Origin of the sequence: Scandinavium hiltneri, assembly GCF_024764835.1 — a bacterium.
Classification (GTDB): Bacteria; Pseudomonadota; Gammaproteobacteria; order Enterobacterales; family Enterobacteriaceae; genus Scandinavium; species Scandinavium hiltneri.
The window spans coordinates 157,283-179,355 of sequence record NZ_JALIGE010000072.1; the positions used below are offsets into that span (position 1 = coordinate 157,283).

The window sequence follows — 22,073 nt, forward strand, 5'->3', positions numbered from 1 at the left end:
TGCCCTTACACGGCTACAGTAGAGTGATGCCGACGGTTAAACCTTTTCGTTTCTGCCAGATACTCATCGGAGATGGCAAAAATGCAAAGAGTCAGACTACGTGCTTCACTGATTTATAAAACAACGTTTTGATTGATTCAAAAGCAGAGGTCAAAATTGGGAGCCTGCCTGCAGAATGCAGACAGGTCTGAGGGTACAGGCGGATACAGTTTGCGTTAGCGGTAATTGACAATAACCTGGTTACTTTGAACATTCAGCGCGGGGATCAGTCGCCCACCGCCCGGCACTTCCCAGACGAAACGCAGCGGTTCCGACGCGGGGATATTCTGTAATCCCCAGGTATTGCCGCTTTGTCCGTCGAGTTCGACGCAGCGGGTTTGCGAACATAAACGTACCCGCAGCCCGGCGGGCGTTGGGCCAATCAGCGTGTAACGCCACGCAATCATCGTCACCCGTCCGTTGGCCGGTTGCGATGATACGAGCGGAGAGGACGACATGGATTCGCCGCGATGAGTGAGTATCACGCCTCTGCTGCTGGCCTGCCAGGCGCCCTCACCCGCAGCCTGTGCCATCAACGGCAGCGCCAGAAACCATAATAAATAACGCATTATTTGCCTCCGATGGTCGCGGTCATGCGGATCTGACGGTTGTCCGACAGCTCCAGATTCGACAACACCACCAGCTGCGGCAGATTACGACGCAGGAAGCGCGACAACAGCGGACGCAGGGCATGATTCACCAGCAGCACAGGTGGCGCACCGAGCATTTCCTGACGGGACAGCGCTTCCTGAGTTTGCGCTAACAGTCTGTCAGCCAGACCCGGCTCCAGCCCGCCACCGTTTTGTAATGCCTGCAACAGCAAGCGTTCCAGCGGCGTATCCAGCCCAATCACCTGCACTTCACCGTTACCCGGGAACCACTGCTGCGTAATCGCCCGGCCGAGCGCCACACGTACCACGTTGGTCAGCTCATGCGGATCGGTCTGCACCGGTGCATGTTCCGCCAGTGTCTCAAGAATGGTGCGCATATCGCGAATCGGCACTTTCTCATCAAGCAGATTTTGCAGCACTTTGTGCAGCGTGGTCAGATTCACCACGCCCGGCACCAGATCTTCGGTCAGCTTCGGCATTTCTTGCGTGACTCTGTCGAGCAGCTGCTGCGCTTCCTGACGACCAAAGAGCTCAGCCGAGTGCAGGCTTATCAGATGGTTCAGATGCGTGGCGACCACGGTGCTGGCTTCGACCACCGTAAAGCCCTGGATTTGCGCCTGCTCTTTCAGCGCGCTCTCAATCCAGATAGCGGCCAGACCAAACGCCGGATCGACCGTCGGCTCACCGGGAAGCGTGCCCGCCGCGGTGCCAGGGTTTATCGCCAGCCAGCGTCCCGGATAGGCATCGCCGCTGCCGATATCCACACCTTTTAGCAGAATACGGTAGCGCGCGGGCGGCAAATCCATATTGTCGCGGATGTGAACCACTGGCGGCAGGAAGCCCATCTCCTGAGCGAATTTTTTGCGAATAGAACGGATGCGGCCCAGCAGCTCACCGTCCTGCTGAGAATCCACCATCGGGATCAGGCGATAACCCACCTCCATTCCCAGGGTATCTTCCAGCTGCACGTCGTTCCACGTCGCTTCGATGGCCTGCGGATTTTCCTGCGTGCGCACCGGAGCCGCTTCCGCTGGCGCCTGCTGTTCACGACCGCGTAACCACCAGGCCAGGCCCAACAGTGCGGCGGTAAACAACAGGAACACAAAGTTTGGCATTCCCGGTACCAGCCCGAGCAGGCCCAGTACCGCGGCGCTCAGCATCATGACGCGCGGGTTGCTGAACAGCTGGCCCACCATCTGCTCGCCGACGTCCTGATCGGTGGCCACGCGGGTGACGATCACGCCCGCTGCGGTGGAAATCACCAGCGCCGGGATCTGCGCCACAAGGCCATCACCAATGGTCAGCAGCGTGTAGGATTCAGCGGCTTTATCCAGCGATAAACCGTGCTGCAACACGCCAACTAAAAGACCGCCAATAACGTTAATCACCATGATTAAAATACCGGCGACGGCGTCACCGCGAACAAACTTACTCGCACCGTCCATCGAGCCGTAGAAGTCCGCTTCCTGGGTCACTTCCGAACGACGACGTTTGGCATCTTCTTCGCCAATCAGCCCGGCGTTGAGATCAGCGTCGATCGCCATCTGTTTGCCCGGCATCCCGTCCAGCACAAAACGCGCACCCACTTCGGCGATACGCCCCGCACCTTTGGTGATAACCATAAAGTTGATGATGACCAGAATAACGAACACCACGATACCGATGGCAAAGTTACCGCCGACCAGGAAGTGGCCGAAGGCCTCCACCACTTTTCCCGCCGCAGCGGCCCCGGTATGTCCGTCCATCAAAATGATACGGGTCGACGCGACGTTCAGCGCCAGGCGTAACAGCGTGGTGAACAGCAAAATCGTCGGGAACGCGGCGAATTCAAGGGTGCGCTGGGTAAACATTGCCACCAGCAGCACCATGATCGACAACGCAATATTAAAGGTAAACAGCAGGTCGAGGATGAACGCCGGGAGTGGCAGAACCATCATCGACAGGATCAGCAGGATGAGGATCGGCCCGGCAAGCACTTGCCATTGGGTCGATTTGAAGCTTGCGGGCAGACGCAGCATTGCGACTAAATTAGCCATCAGTGTCATTCTCGTTCAAAAAATCCAGTGCTTCAGGCACCGGCAAATTATCAGGTTTCTTCGGCGGCGAACCGCCCGCCAGACGCCAGCGTTTGAGTTGCCAGACCCAGGCCAGAACTTCTGCCACCGCGGCGTACAGCGTGCCGGGGATCTGTTGTCCAATGTCAGCATGGCGGTAGAGCGCTCGGGCCAGCGGCGGAGCCTGTAAAACCGGGATACGGTTTTCTTCGCCAAGCTCTCGAATGCGCAGCGCCACCAGCCCCGCGCCCTTCGCCACCACTTTCGGGGCGCTCATCTTGTTTTCTTCATACTTTAACGCCACCGCATAATGCGTTGGGTTCGTCACAATCACGTCAGCTTTCGGTACATCCGCCATCATGCGACGCCGCGCCGCCGCGCGTTGCATCTGACGAATACGCCCTTTAACGTGCGGGTCGCCTTCGCTCTGTTTAAATTCGTCACGAATATCCTGACGGGACATGCGCAATTTTTTGATATGGCTGAAAATCTGGAAAAAGACGTCGAACCCGACCATCGGGATCACACCCAGCGCCACCAGTAAGGCGCAAAGCCCCACCAGATTCAGGGCGTTGCCCATCGCCGTCATCGGCGATTCACTGATAAGGCGCATCATGTCCGGCCAGTGCACCCAGACAAATATTCCGGCGACGCAGCCCACCAGCACCGATTTAAGAATGGCCTTCAGCAATTCTGCGGCCGACTGCGCAGAAAACATCTTTGCAATGCCCGGAAACGGATTCAGCTTATCGAATTTGAAGGCCAGCGATTTCGGGCTAAACACCAGGCCGCCCAGCATCACCGGGCCGAGGATCGCCACCACCACTACGCCCACAATCAGCGGCATCAGCGCCAGCATCGCCTGCTTGAGCAGCAAAATGATTTGGCCAAGGATAAGATTGGGATCGTTAACGATGCTGTGGTCAAAATGCAGCCCGGACGACAACAAACCCGCCAGCCTGCGCGCCAGCGATTCCCCGCCGAACCACAGGACACAGACGCCAACCAGCAAAATCAAAAATGACGTTAGCTCACGCGAACGCGGGATCTGCCCGTCCTCACGCGCCTTTTCCAGCCGTTGGGGTGTGGGGGCTTCTGTTTTGTCTTCGTTGTCGCTTTCGTCTGCCACAAGCCACATCCTGCCGATACAATTCTGAGGATATAATGCCAGTGCAGGTTGCGCATGATGCGCAGAGAAGATGCGTTTTTGTAGGCTAATTTAGCCCATCAGAAAGGCTGACCATCCCGTATGGGATGGCCTGTGAAGCAGATCAAAAGCCTAAACTGTCCAACAAGTCATCGACCTGATCCTGACTGGCAACCACGCCAGCCTTGCTGGTATCCACCTGCGGACCATTAAGCAGACTGTCGCTTTCGCGTTTCTGTCGGGTTGATACATCCGGCATATTTTCCAGCAGCACCATCAGCAGCTGACGCTCTATCTCCTGGATAACATCCATCATCCGCTTGATAACCTGCCCGGTCAGATCCTGGAAATCCTGCGCCATCATGATTTCCAACAGTTGGGCATTGGTAAAGCTGGTGTGTTTCGGCACGTCTGATAAATAGCTGCGGGTGTCGGTCACCAGCTCGCGCGCATCGCTCAGTTCGATAGGATTTTCAAACCACTGATCCCAGCGGCCTGACAACGCTTTGGCTTCTTTTTCCATCTGGTTCTGGTGCGGCTGCGACAGCTCGACGCAGTTCAGCGCGCGCTCTGCCGCCTGAGCCGTCATCTGCACTACGTAATCCAGGCGGTCACGGGCATCCGGAATGGCTTCTGCCGCTTCGGCAATCGCCTGATCCAGACCGAGTTCACGCAGGCTGTCGCGCAGCATACGGGTCAGACTGCCGATCCGGGCGATAATATCGCCCGCTGAATGCTCGTCAGTCGGTTTCACGGGGTGTTGGGTCATCGTCATCGCCTCACATACCGAGCTTTTCGAAGATTTTGTTCAGCTTCTCCTCGAGGATAGCTGCCGTAAACGGTTTCACGACATACCCGCTGGCCCCGGCCTGAGCGGCAGCGATAATGTTCTCTTTCTTCGCTTCCGCCGTGACCATCAACACCGGTAATGCAGACATCGCGCCATCGCCGCGAATGGTTTTCAGCAGATCCAGCCCGTCCATGTTCGGCATATTCCAGTCTGAAATCACGAAACCATATCCACCCGTCTGAAGTTTATTCAGCGCATCCACGCCATCTTCTGCTTCTTCAACATTGTTGAAACCCAGCTCTTTCAGCAGGTTACGCACAATGCGACGCATGGTGGAAAAGTCATCCACAACCAGAAACTTAAGCTCTTTATCCGCCATTCAACTTCACTCCTCTTAAATACGTATTGCCTGTCCGGCACTGATTTTCGCCAGCATCTGCTGGCTTACCTGGCTTAGATCGACCACTTCGCTGACGCCACCCATATTGATGGCCTCACGCGGCATGCCGAACACCACACAACTTGCTTCGTTCTGCGCGATGGTCCAGGCGCCAGCCTGGTGCATCGCTAACATTCCGGCGGCGCCGTCGTTGCCCATGCCGGTGAGGATAACCCCCACCGCATTGCGCCCGGCGTTCTTCGCCACCGAATGAAACAGCACATCCACCGACGGACGGTGCCGGTTAACCGGCGGCCCGTCATGAATTTTGATTTGATAGTTGGCCCCGCTACGCGCCAGCTCCATATGTTTGTCACCCGGCGCGATATACGCGTGACCCGGTAAAACGCGCTCGCCGTCTTCAGCCTCTTTCACCGCAATCTGGCACAGCTTGTTCAGCCGTTCCGCGAATGAACGGGTGAACCCCGGCGGCATATGCTGGGTAATTAAAATTGCCGGACTGGTCAGCGGCAGCGGTTGCAGCACGTGACGAATCGCTTCGGTGCCGCCCGTTGAGGCGCCAATCACCAGCAGCTTTTCAGAACTGAGCATCGGCCCGGCCTTGAGCGCCACCGGTGCCGCCAGCGTTTTATGCGCGCTAATCTGCGCCCGGGAGGCGGCCCGCACTTTGTCGGCAATCATTTCGCTGTAGGCCAGCATCCCTTCGCGAATGCCAATCTGCGGCTTGGTGACGAAGTCCACCGCCCCCAGCTCCAGCGCGCGTAGCGTCACTTCCGACCCTTTGCCGGTCAGCGAGGAAACCATCACCACCGGCATCGGTCGCAGACGCATCAGTTTTTCCAGAAAATCGAGGCCGTCCATGCGCGGCATTTCGACATCCAGCGTCAGCACGTCCGGGTTGTATTTTTTGATCAAATCCCGGGCGACCAGCGGATCTGGCGCGGTTGCCACCATTTCCATATCGCTGTGGCTATTGATAATTTCCGTCATTATCTGACGCATCAGAGCAGAATCATCTACAGACAACACCCTGATTTTACTCATGCTTTATCCTTACTCAGCGCGTACACCGTCTGCCCCCGCAGACTGAACTCGCGCACGAGGTTGCTGAAGTTCTCTGAGTGCCCGGCAAACAGTAATCCGTCAGGCTTAAGCAGGGGAACGAAGCGGCGCAGGATCTCCTGCTGCGTCGTCTTGTCGAAGTAAATCATCACGTTGCGACAAAAAATCGCATCGAATGGTCCTGGCACGTTGTAGTTTTTATCCAGTAAATTCACCGGCGCGAAATCAACATAGTTCGCCAGCTCCTGGCGCACGCGCACCAGCCCGCTGTGTGGCCCGGTGCCACGCATGAAATAGTGTTGTAGCTGCTGCTGCGACAGGGTTTTCAGCTCATCCTGGCGATAAACGCCGTTCTGCGCTTTATTCAGGACTTCCGTGTCGATGTCGCTGGCAAAAACCTTCCAGCGCCCCGGCGCAGTGCCCAGCGTGTCGGCGAGCGTGATGGCAATCGAGTACGGCTCTTCGCCGGTCGATGCCGCCGCGCTCCAGACGCGATACTCACCCTGACGCCGCTTCGCGTGCTCAGCCAGCGTCGGGAAATGGTGTGCCTCGCGGAAAAACGCCGTGAGGTTAGTGGTCAGCGAGTTAATAAATGCCTGCCACTCAGCGTTATCCTGATTGGCCTCCAGCATTGCCAGATAGCGGCCAAAATCATCGAGCCCGAGCTGGCGCAAACGTCGCACCAGCCGGTTGTACACCATGTCGCGCTTGTGATCGGCCAGCACAATACCTGCGCGCTGGTAGATCAGTTGGCATATCCGACGAAACTGCGCGTCGGACAGCGCCAGGCGCTGTGTCATCTGCATGAGTAATGACGATTGCCCGTTGGGCAGAGTTGCAGTCATAGCGCCTTCTTCTTACGTCCTTTCAGGAAACCACAGGCACCGCAACTGGCGGTGCCCCTTCTTGATGATGCGGTACTCTTTTTTCTTCAAGTTCAAACAACGATACCAGCGCAGTCAGGCTGTCTGCCTGCCCTGCCAGCTGTTCAGTCGCCGCCGCCGCTTCTTCCACCAGCGAGGCGTTTTGCTGCGTCACCTGATCCATCTGGCTCACTGCCAGCGCCACCTGTTCGATACCACGACGCTGTTCGTCAGACGCCGACGCAATCTCACCCATGATGTCGTTAACCTGGGTGACGGAACGGACGATCTCGTTCATGGTGTTGGCGGCGGTGTCCACCAGCGCAGATCCGTCCTGCACCCGGGCGACCGACTCTTCAATCAGGCCTTTAATTTCTTTTGCCGCCTGGGCGCTGCGGCTGGCGAGGTTACGCACTTCCCCGGCCACCACCGCAAACCCACGGCCCTGTTCCCCCGCGCGTGCCGCTTCGACCGCCGCATTGAGAGCCAGAATGTTAGTCTGGAAGGCAATTCCGTCGATAACGCTGATAATGTCGCCAATTTTCCGCGAACTGGTGGCGATGCCATGCATGGTCTCCGCCACGTGTGACGCCTGTTCGCCGCCGCGTTTGGCCGTCGATGCCGCGGTGCTCGCCAGGCCTGATGCCTGTCGGGCATTGTCGGCGTTCTGCCCGACAGTGGCGGCCAATTGCTCCATGCTCGCCGCGGTTTCTGCCAACGACGCCGCTTGCTGCTCGGTGCGCGACGAGAGATCGTTGTTGCCTGCGGCAATCTCCGAAATCCCGGTGTGCATCGCATGACTGCCCTGCCGCACCTGACTTACTGTGTCGCGCAGCGCGGTTTGCATCGCTTTCAGTCCGGCAAAAATGGCCGATATTTCGTTCTTGCCAAACACCGACACTGGCCGAGCCAGATTGCCCTGAGCAATACTGTTGAAGTGACTGCTGATAATGTTGAGCGGCTGAACAATCATCCGGCGCGTCCACAGCAGTGCGCCGCTGGTGATCAGCGCAGCGAGTACCACCATGGCGATGAAAATTGCTGCCGAACGGTGATAATTCGCCTCACTGGCGTGACGCGCATTTTGTACATACGCCCCGATATTCTTCTGCCAAGTGTGGTAATTGGCATCGAACGCGTCCTGTGCCGTTTGCACCGGCGCGGTCATAAAGTCTGAGAGCTGGTTGCTTTCAAGCCAGGTCGCCTGGTGATCGAGCGCGGCGTGCAGGTCGGCATAGGTTTGCTTGCTTTGCGCCTGCAACGCGGTGGCTTCGTCATTCACCGGCGGGATCGCCATAAACTCAGCAAACTCTTTGTCCGCCTGTTTCAGTTCCTGGCGCGCGCTGGTCATCAGCTTTTTGATGTCTTCCGGCGGGTAGCTCAACGCGGTCAGCGTTCCGGCTTTATTCAGCGCGGTGCTGGCCTGAAGCAACACCACGCGGGCATCCATCAGGCTGCTTAACTGCACATTCCCTTGCTCAACCTGACTGAGGTTTTGCTGTCCGTCACGAAACGCCCAAAACGACAGCCCGTTACTGCCCACCTGTAACAGGCCACACACCACCAGAATCAGAAACAAGGTGGTCGAGATACGAATTCGATTGAACATCACCACTCCCGATATACGGCAACAGGCCGCGTAAAGTTAAAAAGTTTCCCAGTTATCATCGGTTCCGGCGGCGGCAACGCGCGGGCGCAGTGGCTCGCGGCTGGCCAGTGGAACGCTTGTCGTTTTACTCACTGCACGGTTGCTGACGGTCGCAATCTGAAACGCGGAAACGGCGCGGGCCAGACTGCCTGACTGCTCTTCAAGCGCCGCAGCGGCGGCAGCGGACTGCTGCACCAGCGCGGCGTTTTGTTGGGTGACGCGATCCATTTCGGAGACGGCGAGAGCGACCTGATCGATACCGCGGCTCTGCTCATCAGAGGCCGAGGCAATCTCACCCATGATGTCGGTAACGCGGGTGACGGCGTTGACGATATCGCTCATGGTTTCGCCCGCGCTTTCCACCAGCACGGAACCGGTGTCCACTTTCGACACAGAGTCTTCAATCAGACCTTTGATCTCTTTTGCCGCCTGGGCGCTGCGGCTGGCGAGGTTACGCACTTCCCCGGCTACGACCGCAAAACCGCGGCCCTGCTCCCCGGCACGCGCGGCTTCGACCGCGGCGTTGAGTGCCAGAATGTTGGTCTGGAAGGCAATGCCGTCGATAACGCCGGTAATATCAGAAATTTTCTGCGAACTGGCGGCGATGTCGTGCATGGTTTTCACCACACCATCCACCACTTTGCCGCCACGCTGTGCAGTTTCGGAGGCGCTGAGCGCCAGCTGAGACGCCTGACGGGCGTTCTCGGCGTTCTGCTTCACGGTGGCGGTCAGCTCTTCCATGCTGGCGGCAGTTTGCTCGAGGGCAGACGCCTGTTCTTCGGTGCGGGAGGAGAGATCGTTATTGCCGACCGCAATTTCGCTGGTGCCGGTATAAATGGCGTCGGAACCCTGGCGCACGCGGGTGACGGTGTTGATCAGCGACGTCTGCATCTGGTTAACGGTTTCGGCCAGCGCGGCAATTTCGTTACGTCCGCGCACGTTTACCGGCTGCGTCAAATCACCCTGCGCAATTCGGCGCAAATGGCCCATCACGCCCGCCAGCGGATTAAGCAGAATGTGGCGTATGCCGTACCACGCCGCGGCGAGGATAATGACCAGCACAATGGCGATTGCCGCCAGCTGCCACTGGGCAAATTTGTAATCACGTTTGCTGGTGCTAAAGGCGTGCTGATAAAGGGTTTCGCTCTGGGTCGCATACTGGGTCATCGCGTCGCTCAGGCCGTTTTGCATACCCTGCGTAGGCTGGGCGAAATAGGCATCCATGTTGCCGTTTTGCAGGAAGCCCACCAGTTCGGTCAGCCCGGCGAAATATTTCTGGTAACTCGCATCTACCGTGGCGCTGGCATCCGCCAGCTCGGGTTGCGCGGTCAGCTCCGTGAAAGCCGCGTAGTGTTTTGCCGCCTCTGCCAGTGAGGTTTTGGCGTTGTTCAGCAGGTCCGTTTTGGCGCTGCTTTGCTGATTGGCGGTATCCATCATCATACGCGCCGATGAGCGGCTCAGGTTGATGCGCGTTTGCAGCATCAGTTCCCAGGTTTTGCTCAGTTCGGTCTGACGGGTACGCAGCTCATTCGAGAGGGAAAAGCTGTGCTGATTTTGCTGCAGAGACGAGAACAGAAAGCCACCGGACAGCAGCTGAAGTAGTGCGAAGACGACCAGCACCAACATCAACAGGGTGACAACGCGGATACGGTTCAACATACAACACCTTTTCAATAACGTGATAGCGGTGTTATCGGCACGTATCCACAGAACTTTACGTTAAGTCACGCGAGGTGATCAGAAGGTGACGTCCACCACCAGCGTGTCGGTGTAACTCCCGGCGGGCGGCGTGGTATTCCCCCGCAATTACGGGGGGATATCATTACGCGGCGCTGATGGCGGCGCTGTCGAGCAGAGACATTTCTTCGCTGTTGAGCAGCTTTTCGATGTTCACCAGAATGAGCATACGTTCATCGAGCGCACCGAGACCGGTGAGATATTCGGTCGACAGCGTGACGGCGAATTCCGGCGCCGGGCGAATCTGATCCGACGCCAGCGACAGCACGTCAGACACGCCGTCTACGACAATCCCCACCACGCGCTGGCTGAGATTCAGGACAATCACCACCGTGTTGTCGTTGTATTCCACATCTTCCTGGCTGAACTTCACGCGCAGGTCGACTATCGGCACAATCACACCGCGCAGGTTGGTCACACCTTTAATGAACGACGGGGTGTTGGCAATGCGTGTTACCTGATCGTAGCCACGAATTTCCTGCACCTTCAGGATATCAATCCCGTACTCTTCATTCCCCAACGTGAAGACCAGGAACTCCTGGCCCGAGGGTTCGCCCGCCAGTTTTGCTACATTCGTCATACCGGTCATTTTTTTCCCTTCTTCTTGCCATCAGGCGGCGGTGTTCGCCACACGTTGCTCACGATTCAAACCCTGCAAGGCCTGAACATCGACAATCAGCGCCACGCTGCCATCCCCGAGGATGGTGGCGGCTGAAATGCCCGGCACTTTGCGGTAGTTGCTTTCCAGATTTTTTACCACCACCTGATGCTGGCCGATCAGCTGATCCACCAGCAGCGCGTAGCGGCGGCCTGCGCTTTGCAGGATAACCACGATGCCCTGAGTGGCTTCGGTTTTGGCCCCCTGAACATCGAAAACTTTCCACAATTCCACCAGCGGCAGGTATTCGCCGCGCACTTCCAGCACGCGCTCGCCGCCCGCCAACGGATGCAAATCTTCATCACGCGGTTGCAAGGATTCCATCACCGCATTCAGCGGCAGAATGAAGACTTCACCGCTCACTTTCACCGACATGCCGTCGAGAATCGCCAGGGTCAGCGGCAGCAGAATGCGAATAGTAGTGCCCGCGCCCTGCTTCGATTTAATCTCAACGTGGCCGCCCATCTCCTGGATGTTCCGTTTCACCACGTCCATGCCGACGCCGCGCCCGGAGACGTCGGTCACCTGCTCGGCGGTAGAGAAGCCCGGCGCGAAAATCAGCATCCCGACATCTTCATCAGTCATGTTTTCGCTGACCGCCATGCCCTGTGACATCGCCTTCGCCAGAATACGTTCGCGGTTCAGGCCTGCGCCGTCGTCGGTAACTTCGATGCAGATGTTTCCGCCTTGGTGTTCCGCCGAGAGAATCAGGTTGCCGACCGCAGATTTACCCGCCACCATGCGATTGTCTGGCGATTCGATGCCATGATCGAGACTGTTACGCACCAGGTGTGTCAACGGGTCGATAATGCGTTCGATCAGACTTTTATCCAGTTCAGTGGAGCTGCCCATCAGGGTCAGTTCCACTTGCTTATTCAGTTTGCCTGCCAGGTCGCGCACCAGACGCGGGAAGCGGCTGAAGACATATTCCATCGGCATCATACGAATCGACATTACCGATTCCTGCAGGTCGCGAGCGTTACGCTCCAGCTGACCCATGCTGGTTATCAAATCACCGTGCTCAACCGGATCCAGCTCGTTGGAACGCTGGGCCAGCATCGACTGGGTGATAACCAGTTCGCCTACCAGGTTAATCAGCTGGTCGACCTTTTCAACCGCCACGCGAATACTGGTCGATTCACTGGCCTTCGCCGGTTTTTCACGCTCGACGCGCGGGGCTGGCGAGGTCTCTTTCGGCACGGCTTTGAGTACCGGGGCGTTGACTGTCGCAGGCACTGCGGGGGCTTCCACTTTCAAAGCCGTTTCGGCAACAGCGGTTGTCGCTGCGGTTTCGAAGGCAATCTGATCGGCTTCAATCACAAAACACAGTACCGCCACGATATCGTCCTGCGAGACTGCGCCATCGAGGTTAGCGCTGAGAGAATCGGCCGTTTTCACCACATGGCTTATCTGCGCGAGATTGCTGAGTTCTTCCTGCAACATCTCCGGCTCACCGGCTTTCAGACGCGAAAGCACAATACGGGTTTGACCCGCGCTGTGTTCCGCAGCAATCGCCACGTCGCTTTCAGCTTCTTCGCTGTCGACCACGGTCAGTTTTGCACCCGCCGCCGGAGGCACCGCCTCACCTTTTGCGTCTAAGGCCAGCTGGCGCAGAGCGTGACAGATGTATTCAAAGCTGGCGGCGTCCGGTTCCTGCGAGCTTTTATAGGCATCGAGCTGTTCCTGCATAATGTCTTTCGTTTCCAAAAACAGGTTGATAATGTCGGTATTGAGCTGCATCTCACCGCGCCGTGCGTCGTCCAGCAGGTTTTCCATCAGGTGCGTGGTTTCCTGCAAAACGCTAAAACCGAAGGTGCCTGCGCCGCCTTTTATCGAGTGCGCGGCACGAAAAATAGCGTTCAGTTGCTCTGAGTCAGGGGCTTCTGGAACGAGATCCAGCAGGTGCTGCTCCATATCCGCCAACAATTCGTCGGCTTCATCAAAAAATGTCTGATAAAAATCGCTGATATCCATGCTCACGCTATCACCTCTGGAAGGATTGTGGCGCTGTGGGACTGGCCGCCGGAGGCAGTGCCGCCGGTTGCTGTAATACGCTTAACGGTTCGTTCTGGCTGGCGGCGTTTTCATGAAGAATGGCCTGCTCAGTCTGAGTGTTCAGCACCAGTAAACTGATGCGGCGGTTGATAGCGTCATCACCGCCGTGCGGCTTTAACTTCATGGTGTTGGCCATGCCGATAACGCGCAGCACTTTGCCGTCGTCCAGACCACCGGCAACCAGCTCCCGGCGTGATGCGTTTGCGCGATCGGCTGAGAGTTCCCAGTTGCTGTAACCGCGGTCGCCGTTGGCGTACGGGTAATCGTCGGTGTGGCCTGAAAGACTGATTTTGTTCGGCACTTCATTCAGCACCGGGGCTATCGCACGCAAAATATCACGCATGTACGATTCCACTTCGGCGCTGCCGGTTTTAAACATCGGGCGGTTCTGACTGTCGATAATCTGAATACGCAGCCCTTCCTGCACCAAATCGATTTTCAGATACTGGCGCAGCGCGCGCAGTTTCGGATCGGACTCGATCAGCTGATCAAGTTCGCCACGAACTTTCTTCAGCCGGTTCTGCTCCATGCGCTTTTTCAGCTCATCGATATTCGGCTCTTTTTTCACTTCGCCCTGCTGCTGGGTGTAATCGTCTCCACCGCCGGGAATGGGGCTGTCGCTGTTAGAGATACGCGCCCCGCCAGTAACCGCAGTGGCCAGTGGCGTGCGGAAATATTCGGCAATCTGAATCAGCTCTTTCGGGCTGGAAATAGAGATGAGCCACATCACCAGAAAGAAGGCCATCATCGCGGTCATAAAGTCGGCATAAGCAATTTTCCACGAGCCGTGTCCGGCGCTGCTGTGGCTTTTATGCTTACGTCGCTTAACGATGACGATTGGGTGGGCCTGATTTTTCATGCGTCCTCGGTGGTCGTCTGTTGTGCCGTTGGATTGCGCACCGCACGAACGTGCTCTTCCAGCTCAATGAACGATGGACGCTCGCTGGAGTACAGCGTCTTACGACCAAACTCCACCGCGATTGGCGGCGCATAGCCGTTGAGATTCGACAACAGCGTAATTTTTACGCACTGCATCATCTTGGTGGTTTCAGCACTTTTCTGACGCAGCACCGTGGCCAGCGGGGAAATGAATCCGTAAGCCAGCAAAATACCGAGGAAGGTACCGACCATCGCGTGGGCAATCATCGCCCCCAGCTCAGCCGCCGGACGGTCCGCCGAGCCGAGCGCGTGAACCACGCCCATTACCGCCGCTACGATCCCGAACGCAGGCAGTGAATCGCCAACTAGCGCAAGGCTATTGGCCGGCACTTCGGCTTCGCTTTCGTGGGTTTCAATTTCTTCGTCCATCAGCGCTTCAATTTCAAAGGTGTTCATGTTGCCGCTGATGATGAGACGCAGATAATCGACGATGAATTCCAGCATGATTTTGTCCGCCAGAATGCGCGGATAGCTGGCGAAGATTTCGCTTTCGGTCGGGTTTTCGATATCGCGTTCGAGCGAGAACATTCCCTGCTGGCGTGACTTGGCCATCAGCCGGTACAGCAACGCCAGCAGATCCATGTACATACTTTTGGTGTACTTCGAACGACGAAACAGTAACGGTAGCGCCTTCAACGTTCCCTTGATGGCCTTACCGTTGTTGCCAACGATAAATGCCCCTATGCCCGCGCCGCCAATAATAATCAGTTCAGCAGGCTGATAGAGTGCCCCAAGGTGTCCGCCGGTGAACGCATACCCGCCGAAAACTGTACCAAGAACAACCAGGTAACCTAATAAGATAAGCACGACATCATCCTTCCGCTATTGATAAGCCCGGGATGAACGGATGAGCATTTCACCGAAACGGCGGCAAAAAAAAAGCAGCGGACCTGCGTCCGCTGCTGGAGTGTTTTGCCACACCTGATCGTCGGTTAAACAGCTTGCTCTATCTGTTCATCCAGCAGTTGTGGTGTTATATCGGCAGGTATGCCGGAAAGTTTACGTCTTTTTACTGCACGTGACGGCGGCTGGCAGAGACTGCACACAAAGCTCCCCACGGGTTGGTGAGCGTGGGTGATAAAATTGCCGCCGCAGCTGTTGCAGCCGCTGAGCTCAAGCATACCGCTCTCAACAAAACGGACCAGGGTCCACGCACGGGTCAGCGCCAAAATTGGCCCATTTTCCTGCTGCGGACACTGTTCGAGATACAGACGGTAAGCCCTGATGACCGCATCAACGCCGTTGCACAGACCGGTTTTAAGCAAATATTGCCAGGCATTACAGAACATCGATGAATGGATGTTCTGTTCCCAGGTCATAAACCAATCGGTAGAGAACGGCAGCATGCCTTTCGGCGGCGGGCTACCGCGCAGCTCTTTGTACAACTTAATGAGGCGACCGCGACTCAGCTGTGTTTCGCTTTCGAGCATCTGCAAACGTGCTCCCAGCGTAATCAGTTCCATTGCCAGTTGTATGTCGCGGGCTTCCTGAACAATGCTTTTTTCGCTCATGGTCAGGCCCTTTTTTTCCGTGCAGAGCCATCTGCGAGGCTAGCTTCCTTCAGTAAGCGAGTAGAGAGCAGAATTCCGGTGTGAATTTGTTGCAGGTCATCAACCCGCGACTCTTGCGTGAGCCGGGTGATGGTCTGATGGCTGTCAAAGCGGAACTGACAAACCAACTGGTTTGTTTCCGCTATTTTCACCATCTGTGGAAGCGTCAGAGAGCCTAACGTTGTCGCCATCTCTTCGTTGATTCCGAGACGGAACATGGCAGAGGCTTTATCCTGACTTATCAAACGCTGTGCAAGTAATAAATAAGACAAATTAATGTCGTAAATATGCTTTAGCAACTCGGATGTATGCATTTTTCCCATCCCGAATAACCAACCATTATTTTATGCGGCAAAACCGCACCCCGTGATGTCGCCGGGTAAAAGACCCGGTAAAAAAGAAAAGGCCAAAAATGCATCGTTGATTGAGGCGCTGTATCCATTCTGATCGTAAGGACGTTTTTGCGTTCAGGCAGGCCATCCTACAATTTTAAAATAATCTTACAATTAACTAAGAATTTTCCTAATTCGCCGCAACTCTACTCGCCAGTTCTGGCACATACAACGTGGGCTTACATGAAATTTGAAATTTATGTGATGCATGTCACATAAATTGGGTGAATCATAGCAGCAAATCCATCAGTTACAATTGTGATTTGTATGAATTTCACCCAATTTGAGTTTTTTTCTATTCCATATAACTGAATAATTCCTGAGAACACGTTCTGTTGCTCTTTTTTTACACTAAATCTAATAATCACCAAATGAAAGTATGAAGCCCCTCTACCCCATCGGCGGCATCACCCTACTAGACCTTGAAAAACAGTGAGTTACCACTTAGATAATTCACAATAATTACAAATGAAAATTATGAGCATTTTGTTAATTAAGTTTGGAAATGAGTTGCAGATATATTATCAACATTGGATGTTTAGGATGAATGCGTAAAAAGTCACGCAAACTTGCTGTTAAGCGATATTCTTAATATAAGAATAATTAATGAATATTAGAAGGCTCTCACATTTCATGCCATTACGGCCCCTTGCGAAGGCTTACAAAACAGAGTAATAGGAATGAATGGGCGTTTTTCCGTCCCTTTTTAAGGAGGCACAATGACCTACACTCACTTGTTAGTTGCTGTCGCACCGACACCGGAAAGTCATAAGCTGGTCAGTAAAGCGGTCGCTATTGCGCGGCCGGTCAATGCGCGCATCAGCCTCATCACCTCGGCGACCGATCCGGAAATGTATAACCAATTCGCGGCGCCGATGCTCGAAAACTTACGCGAGTTGATGCAGGAAGAAACGAGGCAGTTTCTCGACGAACTGACGGCTCGCGCCGGCTACCCGATAGCCAACGCCAACATTGCCTGCGGCGAATTAAGCGAACACATTAAAGATTTTTGCCAGAAGCAGCAGGTCGATTTGGTTATCTGCGGGAATCACAATAAAAGCTTCTTTGCGCGCGCCACCTGTAGCGCAAAAAGTGTGGCAGGAAACAGCGGTGTCGATGTGCTGCTGGTGTCGCTGCAAGACGAATAAAAAAACCCGGTTTCACTCCGGGCTTTTTGCTATTTCACGCCAGTTCATTTATCACGCCAGTTTGGGAAACGCCGCGACTTTATTCTGTAGCCGGCTTTCCGCTGTGCGCGGGGTTATCTGCTTTAGATCGTTAATGAAACGCTCCTGCCAGTGGTAGATATCATTCTTCTTAATCACCTCCAGCATTTCCGCATGACGCGACACTCTCTCCGTGAGCGGCATCAGCAGCGCCCTGTTCATCGCCGCAGCCACTTCATCTCGATCGTAGGGATTGACGATCAGCGCCGAGGTTAATTCATTCGCCGCACCAGCAAACTGTGACAGCACCAGCACGCCTGGGTTAGCCGGATCTTGTGCTGCGACATACTCTTTCGCCACCAGATTCATCCCGTCACGCAGCGGCGTCACCAGGCCAACATCCGAATAGCGGAACACCTTCATTAATAGCTTTCTGTCGAAGTGTTGATTGAGGTAATAAAGTGGCGTCCAGCCCAGTTGCCCATATTTACCGTTGATGCGTCCGGCGGCGTTTTCCAGCTGATGACGAATATCCTGATAGGCCTGCACATCACCCCGCGAGGTCGGCGCAATCTGGGTGTAACGGATTTTACCGTGGTGCTGCGGATACTTCTCCAACAGTGCCTCATAGGCCTGGAAACGCTCCGGTAGACCTTTGGAATAATCAAGTCGCTCCACCGAGAAAATATTCTGCACGCCTTTCAGTTCGGCTTTAAGCTGCGCCAGTTTCGGCGGCAGCGGCCCCTGCGCCTGGCTGGCGATTTCTTTCGGATCGATGCCAATCGGATACACTTCTGTGCGAAACGTGTGGCCCCAGGCGCTGTGCGTTTTACTGCCGCGGCTGGTCAGGCGCGTTTTGCTGGAGATACAGTCAAGAAACGCCAGACGGTCGTTCTCGGTCTGGAAGCCCAATAAATCGTAGTCACACATTTGCTCGAGCAGCTCCGCGTGCGTCGGCAGCGCGTTGAAAATTTCCGGCGTCGGGAAAGGTATGTGCAGGAAAAAGCCGATCCGATTATTCACCCCACGTTGACGCAATTCGCTGGCGAACGGCAGCAGGTGATAATCGTGCACCCACAGCGTGTCATCTTCCTTTATCAGCGGCAGCAGTTTGTCTGCCAGCGTCGCGTTGACGCGCAGATATCCTTCCCAGGCTTCACGCTGAAAGTTAACTAAATCCAGACGGTAGTGAAATGCAGGCCACAGTACGGCATTGGAAAACTGGTTGTAATACAGGTCATGATCCTGCTCATTGAGGTTGAAAGACGCCCATGTAATGTCACCGCGTGTCACTTTCTTTAGCGGCTTGTCCTCATCACCGGTTTCCCCACTCCAGCCAAACCACAGACCACCTGCGGCCTTAAGCGCCCCCAGTACACCTACCGCCAGCCCACCTGCGCTGGATTTTTTGTCATCCGGCGGGGCAATACGATTAGATACTACGACCAAGCGACTCATAGCCTTCTCTCCTGTCAGTTAGCGCGTGTTGTTGTGCGAGCTCGAGCAACCATTGATGGGTGTCCGCTACGCTTGCCAAACGAAAATGCGCGTGCGTCTCTCCCGGCCCGACTTTTACCGAAACTCCCCCGGCAAGATTGACCACGTCAAATCCTGCCTCATCGGTCAGGTCATCGCCGATGAACACCGGCTGTCGGCCAAGGAACGGCGCTTCCTGCATGAAGGCCAAAATGGCGGCCCCTTTATTAATTCCTGTCGGTTTAATTTCCACCACACATTTACCCGGCTGCAGCGCCAGTCCCTCAAAACGGGATACGGTCTGTGCCGCCAGCTGTTCAACCGCCTGCTGGTGCTGCGGCGCCTGGCGATAATGCAGCGCAAAGGCCATCCCTTTGTTTTCCACTTCGCAGCCCGTCAGTGGGGCCATGCCTGCGGTCAGCCACGCCAGAAGCGTCTCTGCAAGCGTGGCGGGCAATCTCACAATGTGCGTTTGACCCTTGATATCACGGCGTTCAGCTCCGTGCACACCCGCCAGCGGGAAGTGATAAGGAGCCGCGAGCGCATCCAGCTCAGCCATTGAGCGCCCTGAAATCAATGCCAATGCCCCTTCCTGCTGTTCAGCCAGTTGCTGCAGCGTCATGCGGATGGGCCCGGGAATAATGACCTGATCGGGATGCGGCTTGATGTCTGCCAGCGTGCCATCCAAATCAAAGAAAAATGCGTAGTTTCCGCGCAAAACCGGCGGAGCGGTTAACGGGTCTGTCACCCTGAATACCTCCTCGGATCCTCTGTCCTTCTGTAAATGTTAAGTAAACGTTAGCAGTGTAAGTATAGACAGTGTGACCAGGCTCGCCATTTTCAAATGAAAACGCCAGGGAAATTACCCCCTGGCGCGTTGAGCTCTTACACTTAAAAGTTAGGGCTAAATCAGACCGTCCGTTTCGCTTTTTGCTTGTAGCGGTCGAAGATAACCGCCGCCAGTAAAATCAGGCCGCGCACCACATATTGCGAGAACGGCGAAATGTTCAGCAGGTTCATGGCATTCTCGACGGTGCCCAGAATCAGGATCCCCGCCACTACGTAAGAGATCTTGCCGATCCCCCCTTTCAGCGACACGCCACCGAGTACGCAGGCCGAGATAACAATCAATTCATAGCCCATCGACGTCATCGGCTGGCCGCTGGTCATCCGCGAGGCGAGGATAATGCCCGCCGCCGCTGAGACTAATCCGGAAAGCACAAAAATGATGATTTTGGTGCGTACCACCGGCACACCCGCCAGCCGTGCCGCTTCTTCATTCCCGCCAATCGCCAGCGTATTGCGGCCAAAGGTGGTTTTATTGAGCAGCAAGCCGAACACAATCAGACACGCCACCGTCAGCCAGATTGGCGCAGGCAGGCCCAGCCAATTGGCGTAGCCGAGGGTAAAGAAGCGCTCGTCTTCAATGCCCACCGCTTTACCATCAGAAATGATATACGCCAGACCGCGCACGATTTGCATGGTGGCCAGCGTCGTTATCAGCGCATTGATTTTCAGGCGCGCAATCACGAAGCCGTTCACCAGCCCGCTCAGTGCGCCGAGCAGCAGCCCGGCAAACACACCGAGCCACAGGCTTTCCGACAGGTTTATAACCACCGCAGTGGTGACGCCTGCGCAAGCAATCACCGAGGCGACCGAGAGGTCGAAATCACCCGACGCCAGGCAGAACAGCATCCCGCAGGCCACCATCCCGGACATCGAAATCGCCAACAGCAGCCCTTTCATGTTCACGAAGCTGGCAAAGTTCGGCACAAATATGGCGCAGGCGAGGAACAGCACGGCGAATACCACCAGCATCCCGTACTGATCCCAGATGCGCCCCACGCTAAAGGTATTCCGGCGTGGGCCGGAGGTTGTCAAAGCGGACATAATTGACTCCTTCGTCAGGCTTTCAGGCTACAGCCTGAGTGGTTTTCGGCATCGCCAGGCTCAACGCCTGCTGTTCATTCGCGCTTTCATGCATCAGCTCGCCTGCAATTTCGCCTTCCCGCATCACGACGATGCGGTCGGCTACGCCGAGCACTTCTGGCAGGTCGCTTGAGGCAAACAGTACCGCCACACCCGATCTCGCCAGCGCATAAATGACGTTATAGATTTCGTGCTTCGCGCCCACGTCAATGCCGCGCGTTGGTTCATCAAGCAGAATGACTTTCATATCTTCGGACAGCCAGCGCCCCAGAATGGCTTTCTGCTGATTGCCGCCAGAGAGGTTCATGATCAGCTGCTCCGCGCCGGGGGTTTTGATATTCAGCGACTGAATATGGTGCGCGGCATTGCTGGCTTCCCAGGCATTGTTAATCAGACATCCGGCGCGGATGTGCCTGCGACGGGCGCTGATATTGATGTTGTCGCGTACCGAGTGCACCGGGATTATCCCATCGGCCTTCCTGTCTTCCGGGCACAGCATCATCCCGGCGCGAATAGCATGGGCCGGTTTGCGAATGTCCACCGGCTGACCGTCAATCATCACCTGACCGCCGCTAATTCGGGTACCGCCAAACAACCCTTTCATTAATTCACTGCGACCGGCCCCCACCAGCCCGAACAAGCCGACGATTTCGCCGCTTTTCACCGACAGGCTGATCGGCTGACGCACGCCCGGCGCTTTGACGTCCTCAAGACGCAACCGCTCCGCACCGTATTCGCGCGGCTGCCAGCCATAGATATCGCCGATTTCGCGGCCAACCATCGCCTGCACCAGCTGGTCGTTATTCACCTGTCTGGTATCGTCAAAGGTGCGAACGTAGCGCCCGTCTTTGAACACGGTGATCGCATCGCTGAGGGCAAAAATTTCCTCCATGCGGTGCGAGACATAAATGATGACCCGGCCTTCGTTACGCAGCTCGCGGATAACCCGGAACAGATTGTCGATTTCACGCGCCGAGAGCGAACTGGTCGGCTCATCAAAGGCGATGACCTTGGCGTTACGCGCCAGCGCTTTGGCAATTTCCACCATCTGCCACTGGCCGATGGAGAGGTATTTGAGCGGCGTCTGCGGGTCGATATCCAGCCCGAGGTGTTCCAGTTGGAGACGCGCCTCGTAGTTCAGTAGCGAGCGGTTAACGATCCCGCCCTTGTGCGGCATCTGCCCAAGGTAGATGTTTTCCGCCACCGTCATTTCAGGCACCAGATGCAACTCCTGATAAATGATGGCCACCCCGGCGTTGAGCGCGGCGGTGGTGTCGGCAAAGCTGACGTCCTCACCGCGTAGCGCCAGCGTCCCGCCAGTTGGGGCGTAGTTGCCGCTAAGGATTTTCAGTAGCGTTGATTTTCCGGCACCGTTTTCCCCCATCAGCGCATGCACCTGTCCGGCATAGCAGTCGAAGCTAATGTCGGTGAGGGCTTTCACGCCGGGGAAGGTTTTGCTGATGCCGCGAAATGAGAGGTATGGCTGTGACTGTTGCATAAACACTCCACATTCTTTTCTGCCCCCGGCGCGAGTGCCGGGGGCGACTGCGTCAGGCC

General features: G+C 55.9%; 20 protein-coding genes. 1 reads left to right on the forward strand and 19 read right to left on the reverse strand.

Annotated elements, in window-relative coordinates; all coding sequences use genetic code 11:
- Positions 1-215 precede the first annotated feature (215 nt).
- The 15 genes from flhE to flhD form a co-directional block, all read right to left on the reverse strand.
- Positions 216-608 carry a flagellar protein FlhE gene (gene flhE, locus MUU47_RS09595; protein ID WP_258987997.1) on the reverse strand — a complete coding sequence of 131 codons (393 nt, stop codon included), beginning with the start codon at positions 606-608 and terminating at the stop codon, positions 216-218.
- Positions 608-2,686 carry a flagellar biosynthesis protein FlhA gene (gene flhA / locus MUU47_RS09600; protein WP_258987998.1) on the reverse strand — a complete coding sequence of 693 codons (2,079 nt, stop codon included), beginning with the start codon at positions 2,684-2,686 and terminating at the stop codon, positions 608-610. Before flhA ends, flhE begins: the two co-directional genes overlap by 1 nt.
- Positions 2,679-3,833, reverse strand: a complete 1,155-nt coding sequence (gene flhB / locus MUU47_RS09605) for a flagellar biosynthesis protein FlhB (RefSeq protein ID WP_258987999.1) — start codon at positions 3,831-3,833, stop codon at positions 2,679-2,681. Before flhB ends, flhA begins: the two co-directional genes overlap by 8 nt.
- Before the next feature lie 142 nt (positions 3,834-3,975).
- Positions 3,976-4,620: a protein phosphatase CheZ gene (gene cheZ, locus MUU47_RS09610; protein ID WP_258988000.1), complete on the reverse strand. Its 645-nt coding sequence runs from the start codon at positions 4,618-4,620 to the stop codon at positions 3,976-3,978.
- 10 nt (positions 4,621-4,630) lie between these two features.
- Positions 4,631-5,020 carry a chemotaxis response regulator CheY gene (cheY, locus tag MUU47_RS09615; RefSeq protein WP_110512346.1) on the reverse strand — a complete coding sequence of 130 codons (390 nt, stop codon included), beginning with the start codon at positions 5,018-5,020 and terminating at the stop codon, positions 4,631-4,633.
- 15 nt (positions 5,021-5,035) lie between these two features.
- Positions 5,036-6,085, reverse strand: a complete 1,050-nt coding sequence (locus MUU47_RS09620) for a protein-glutamate methylesterase/protein-glutamine glutaminase (protein WP_159755326.1) — start codon at positions 6,083-6,085, stop codon at positions 5,036-5,038.
- A complete protein-coding gene (cheR, locus tag MUU47_RS09625) occupies positions 6,082-6,948 on the reverse strand; it encodes a protein-glutamate O-methyltransferase CheR (protein ID WP_258988001.1) in 867 nt (288 codons plus the stop codon). Before cheR ends, MUU47_RS09620 begins: the two co-directional genes overlap by 4 nt.
- A gap of 22 nt (positions 6,949-6,970) precedes the next feature.
- On the reverse strand, positions 6,971-8,575 hold the full coding sequence (gene tap / locus MUU47_RS09630; RefSeq protein ID WP_258988003.1) for a methyl-accepting chemotaxis protein IV: 1,605 nt from the start codon (positions 8,573-8,575) through the stop codon (positions 6,971-6,973).
- Between the two features lie 36 nt (positions 8,576-8,611).
- Complete coding sequence (gene tar / locus MUU47_RS09635) at positions 8,612-10,273, reverse strand: methyl-accepting chemotaxis protein II (protein ID WP_258988004.1); 1,662 nt, start codon at positions 10,271-10,273, stop codon at positions 8,612-8,614.
- Between the two features lie 163 nt (positions 10,274-10,436).
- The gene (gene cheW / locus MUU47_RS09640; RefSeq protein ID WP_125351895.1) at positions 10,437-10,940 is read right to left on the reverse strand and encodes a chemotaxis protein CheW; all 504 of its coding nucleotides are present in this window, start codon (positions 10,938-10,940) and stop codon (positions 10,437-10,439) included.
- A gap of 21 nt (positions 10,941-10,961) precedes the next feature.
- A complete protein-coding gene (cheA, locus tag MUU47_RS09645; RefSeq protein ID WP_258988180.1) occupies positions 10,962-12,983 on the reverse strand; it encodes a chemotaxis protein CheA in 2,022 nt (673 codons plus the stop codon).
- A 10-nt stretch (positions 12,984-12,993) separates the two neighbouring features.
- Positions 12,994-13,923, reverse strand: a complete 930-nt coding sequence (gene motB / locus MUU47_RS09650; RefSeq protein WP_258988006.1) for a flagellar motor protein MotB — start codon at positions 13,921-13,923, stop codon at positions 12,994-12,996.
- Positions 13,920-14,810: a flagellar motor stator protein MotA gene (motA, locus tag MUU47_RS09655; protein WP_159753432.1), complete on the reverse strand. Its 891-nt coding sequence runs from the start codon at positions 14,808-14,810 to the stop codon at positions 13,920-13,922. The genes motB and motA overlap by 4 nt, the downstream gene beginning before the upstream one ends.
- 125 nt (positions 14,811-14,935) lie before the next feature.
- On the reverse strand, positions 14,936-15,514 hold the full coding sequence (gene flhC, locus MUU47_RS09660) for a flagellar transcriptional regulator FlhC (protein ID WP_258988007.1): 579 nt from the start codon (positions 15,512-15,514) through the stop codon (positions 14,936-14,938).
- Between the two features lie 2 nt (positions 15,515-15,516).
- Complete coding sequence (gene flhD / locus MUU47_RS09665; protein ID WP_258965914.1) at positions 15,517-15,867, reverse strand: flagellar transcriptional regulator FlhD; 351 nt, start codon at positions 15,865-15,867, stop codon at positions 15,517-15,519.
- A gap of 797 nt (positions 15,868-16,664) precedes the next feature.
- Between flhD and uspC the strand changes: the two genes are divergently transcribed.
- Complete coding sequence (gene uspC, locus MUU47_RS09670; protein ID WP_258988008.1) at positions 16,665-17,093, forward strand: universal stress protein UspC; 429 nt, start codon at positions 16,665-16,667, stop codon at positions 17,091-17,093.
- Between the two features lie 51 nt (positions 17,094-17,144).
- Here the strand turns inward: uspC and otsA are convergent, their stop codons facing one another.
- The 4 genes from otsA to araG all read right to left on the reverse strand — a co-directional run bounded on the left by otsA (position 17,145) and on the right by araG (position 22,014).
- On the reverse strand, positions 17,145-18,569 hold the full coding sequence (gene otsA / locus MUU47_RS09675) for an alpha,alpha-trehalose-phosphate synthase (RefSeq protein WP_258988009.1): 1,425 nt from the start codon (positions 18,567-18,569) through the stop codon (positions 17,145-17,147).
- Positions 18,544-19,335, reverse strand: a complete 792-nt coding sequence (otsB, locus tag MUU47_RS09680) for a trehalose-phosphatase (RefSeq protein ID WP_258988010.1) — start codon at positions 19,333-19,335, stop codon at positions 18,544-18,546. Before otsB ends, otsA begins: the two co-directional genes overlap by 26 nt.
- 161 nt (positions 19,336-19,496) lie before the next feature.
- Positions 19,497-20,477 (reverse strand): L-arabinose ABC transporter permease AraH, encoded by a 981-nt coding sequence (araH, locus tag MUU47_RS09685; protein ID WP_258988011.1) that lies wholly within the window; start codon positions 20,475-20,477, stop codon positions 19,497-19,499.
- Between the two features lie 22 nt (positions 20,478-20,499).
- On the reverse strand, positions 20,500-22,014 hold the full coding sequence (gene araG / locus MUU47_RS09690) for an L-arabinose ABC transporter ATP-binding protein AraG (protein ID WP_258988012.1): 1,515 nt from the start codon (positions 22,012-22,014) through the stop codon (positions 20,500-20,502).
- Positions 22,015-22,073 lie beyond the last annotated feature (59 nt).

Excerpts from the sequence above, each read along its gene's own strand:
- flhE (WP_258987997.1), bottom strand. The coding sequence starts at position 608 with ATGCGTTATTTATTATGGTTTCTGGCGCTGCCGTTGATGGCACAGGCT.
- flhA (WP_258987998.1), bottom strand. The coding sequence starts at position 2,686 with ATGGCTAATTTAGTCGCAATGCTGCGTCTGCCCGCAAGCTTCAAATCG.
- cheZ (WP_258988000.1), bottom strand. The coding sequence starts at position 4,620 with ATGACCCAACACCCCGTGAAACCGACTGACGAGCATTCAGCGGGCGAT.
- cheY (WP_110512346.1), bottom strand. The coding sequence starts at position 5,020 with ATGGCGGATAAAGAGCTTAAGTTTCTGGTTGTGGATGACTTTTCCACC.
- MUU47_RS09620 (WP_159755326.1), bottom strand. The coding sequence starts at position 6,085 with ATGAGTAAAATCAGGGTGTTGTCTGTAGATGATTCTGCTCTGATGCGT.
- cheR (WP_258988001.1), bottom strand. The coding sequence starts at position 6,948 with ATGACTGCAACTCTGCCCAACGGGCAATCGTCATTACTCATGCAGATG.
- tap (WP_258988003.1), bottom strand. The coding sequence starts at position 8,575 with ATGTTCAATCGAATTCGTATCTCGACCACCTTGTTTCTGATTCTGGTG.
- tar (WP_258988004.1), bottom strand. The coding sequence starts at position 10,273 with ATGTTGAACCGTATCCGCGTTGTCACCCTGTTGATGTTGGTGCTGGTC.
- cheW (WP_125351895.1), bottom strand. The coding sequence starts at position 10,940 with ATGACCGGTATGACGAATGTAGCAAAACTGGCGGGCGAACCCTCGGGC.
- cheA (WP_258988180.1), bottom strand. The coding sequence starts at position 12,983 with ATGGATATCAGCGATTTTTATCAGACATTTTTTGATGAAGCCGACGAA.
- motB (WP_258988006.1), bottom strand. The coding sequence starts at position 13,923 with ATGAAAAATCAGGCCCACCCAATCGTCATCGTTAAGCGACGTAAGCAT.
- flhC (WP_258988007.1), bottom strand. The coding sequence starts at position 15,514 with ATGAGCGAAAAAAGCATTGTTCAGGAAGCCCGCGACATACAACTGGCA.
- flhD (WP_258965914.1), bottom strand. The coding sequence starts at position 15,867 with ATGCATACATCCGAGTTGCTAAAGCATATTTACGACATTAATTTGTCT.
- uspC (WP_258988008.1), top strand. The coding sequence starts at position 16,665 with ATGACCTACACTCACTTGTTAGTTGCTGTCGCACCGACACCGGAAAGT.
- otsA (WP_258988009.1), bottom strand. The coding sequence starts at position 18,569 with ATGAGTCGCTTGGTCGTAGTATCTAATCGTATTGCCCCGCCGGATGAC.
- araH (WP_258988011.1), bottom strand. The coding sequence starts at position 20,477 with ATGTCCGCTTTGACAACCTCCGGCCCACGCCGGAATACCTTTAGCGTG.
- araG (WP_258988012.1), bottom strand. The coding sequence starts at position 22,014 with ATGCAACAGTCACAGCCATACCTCTCATTTCGCGGCATCAGCAAAACC.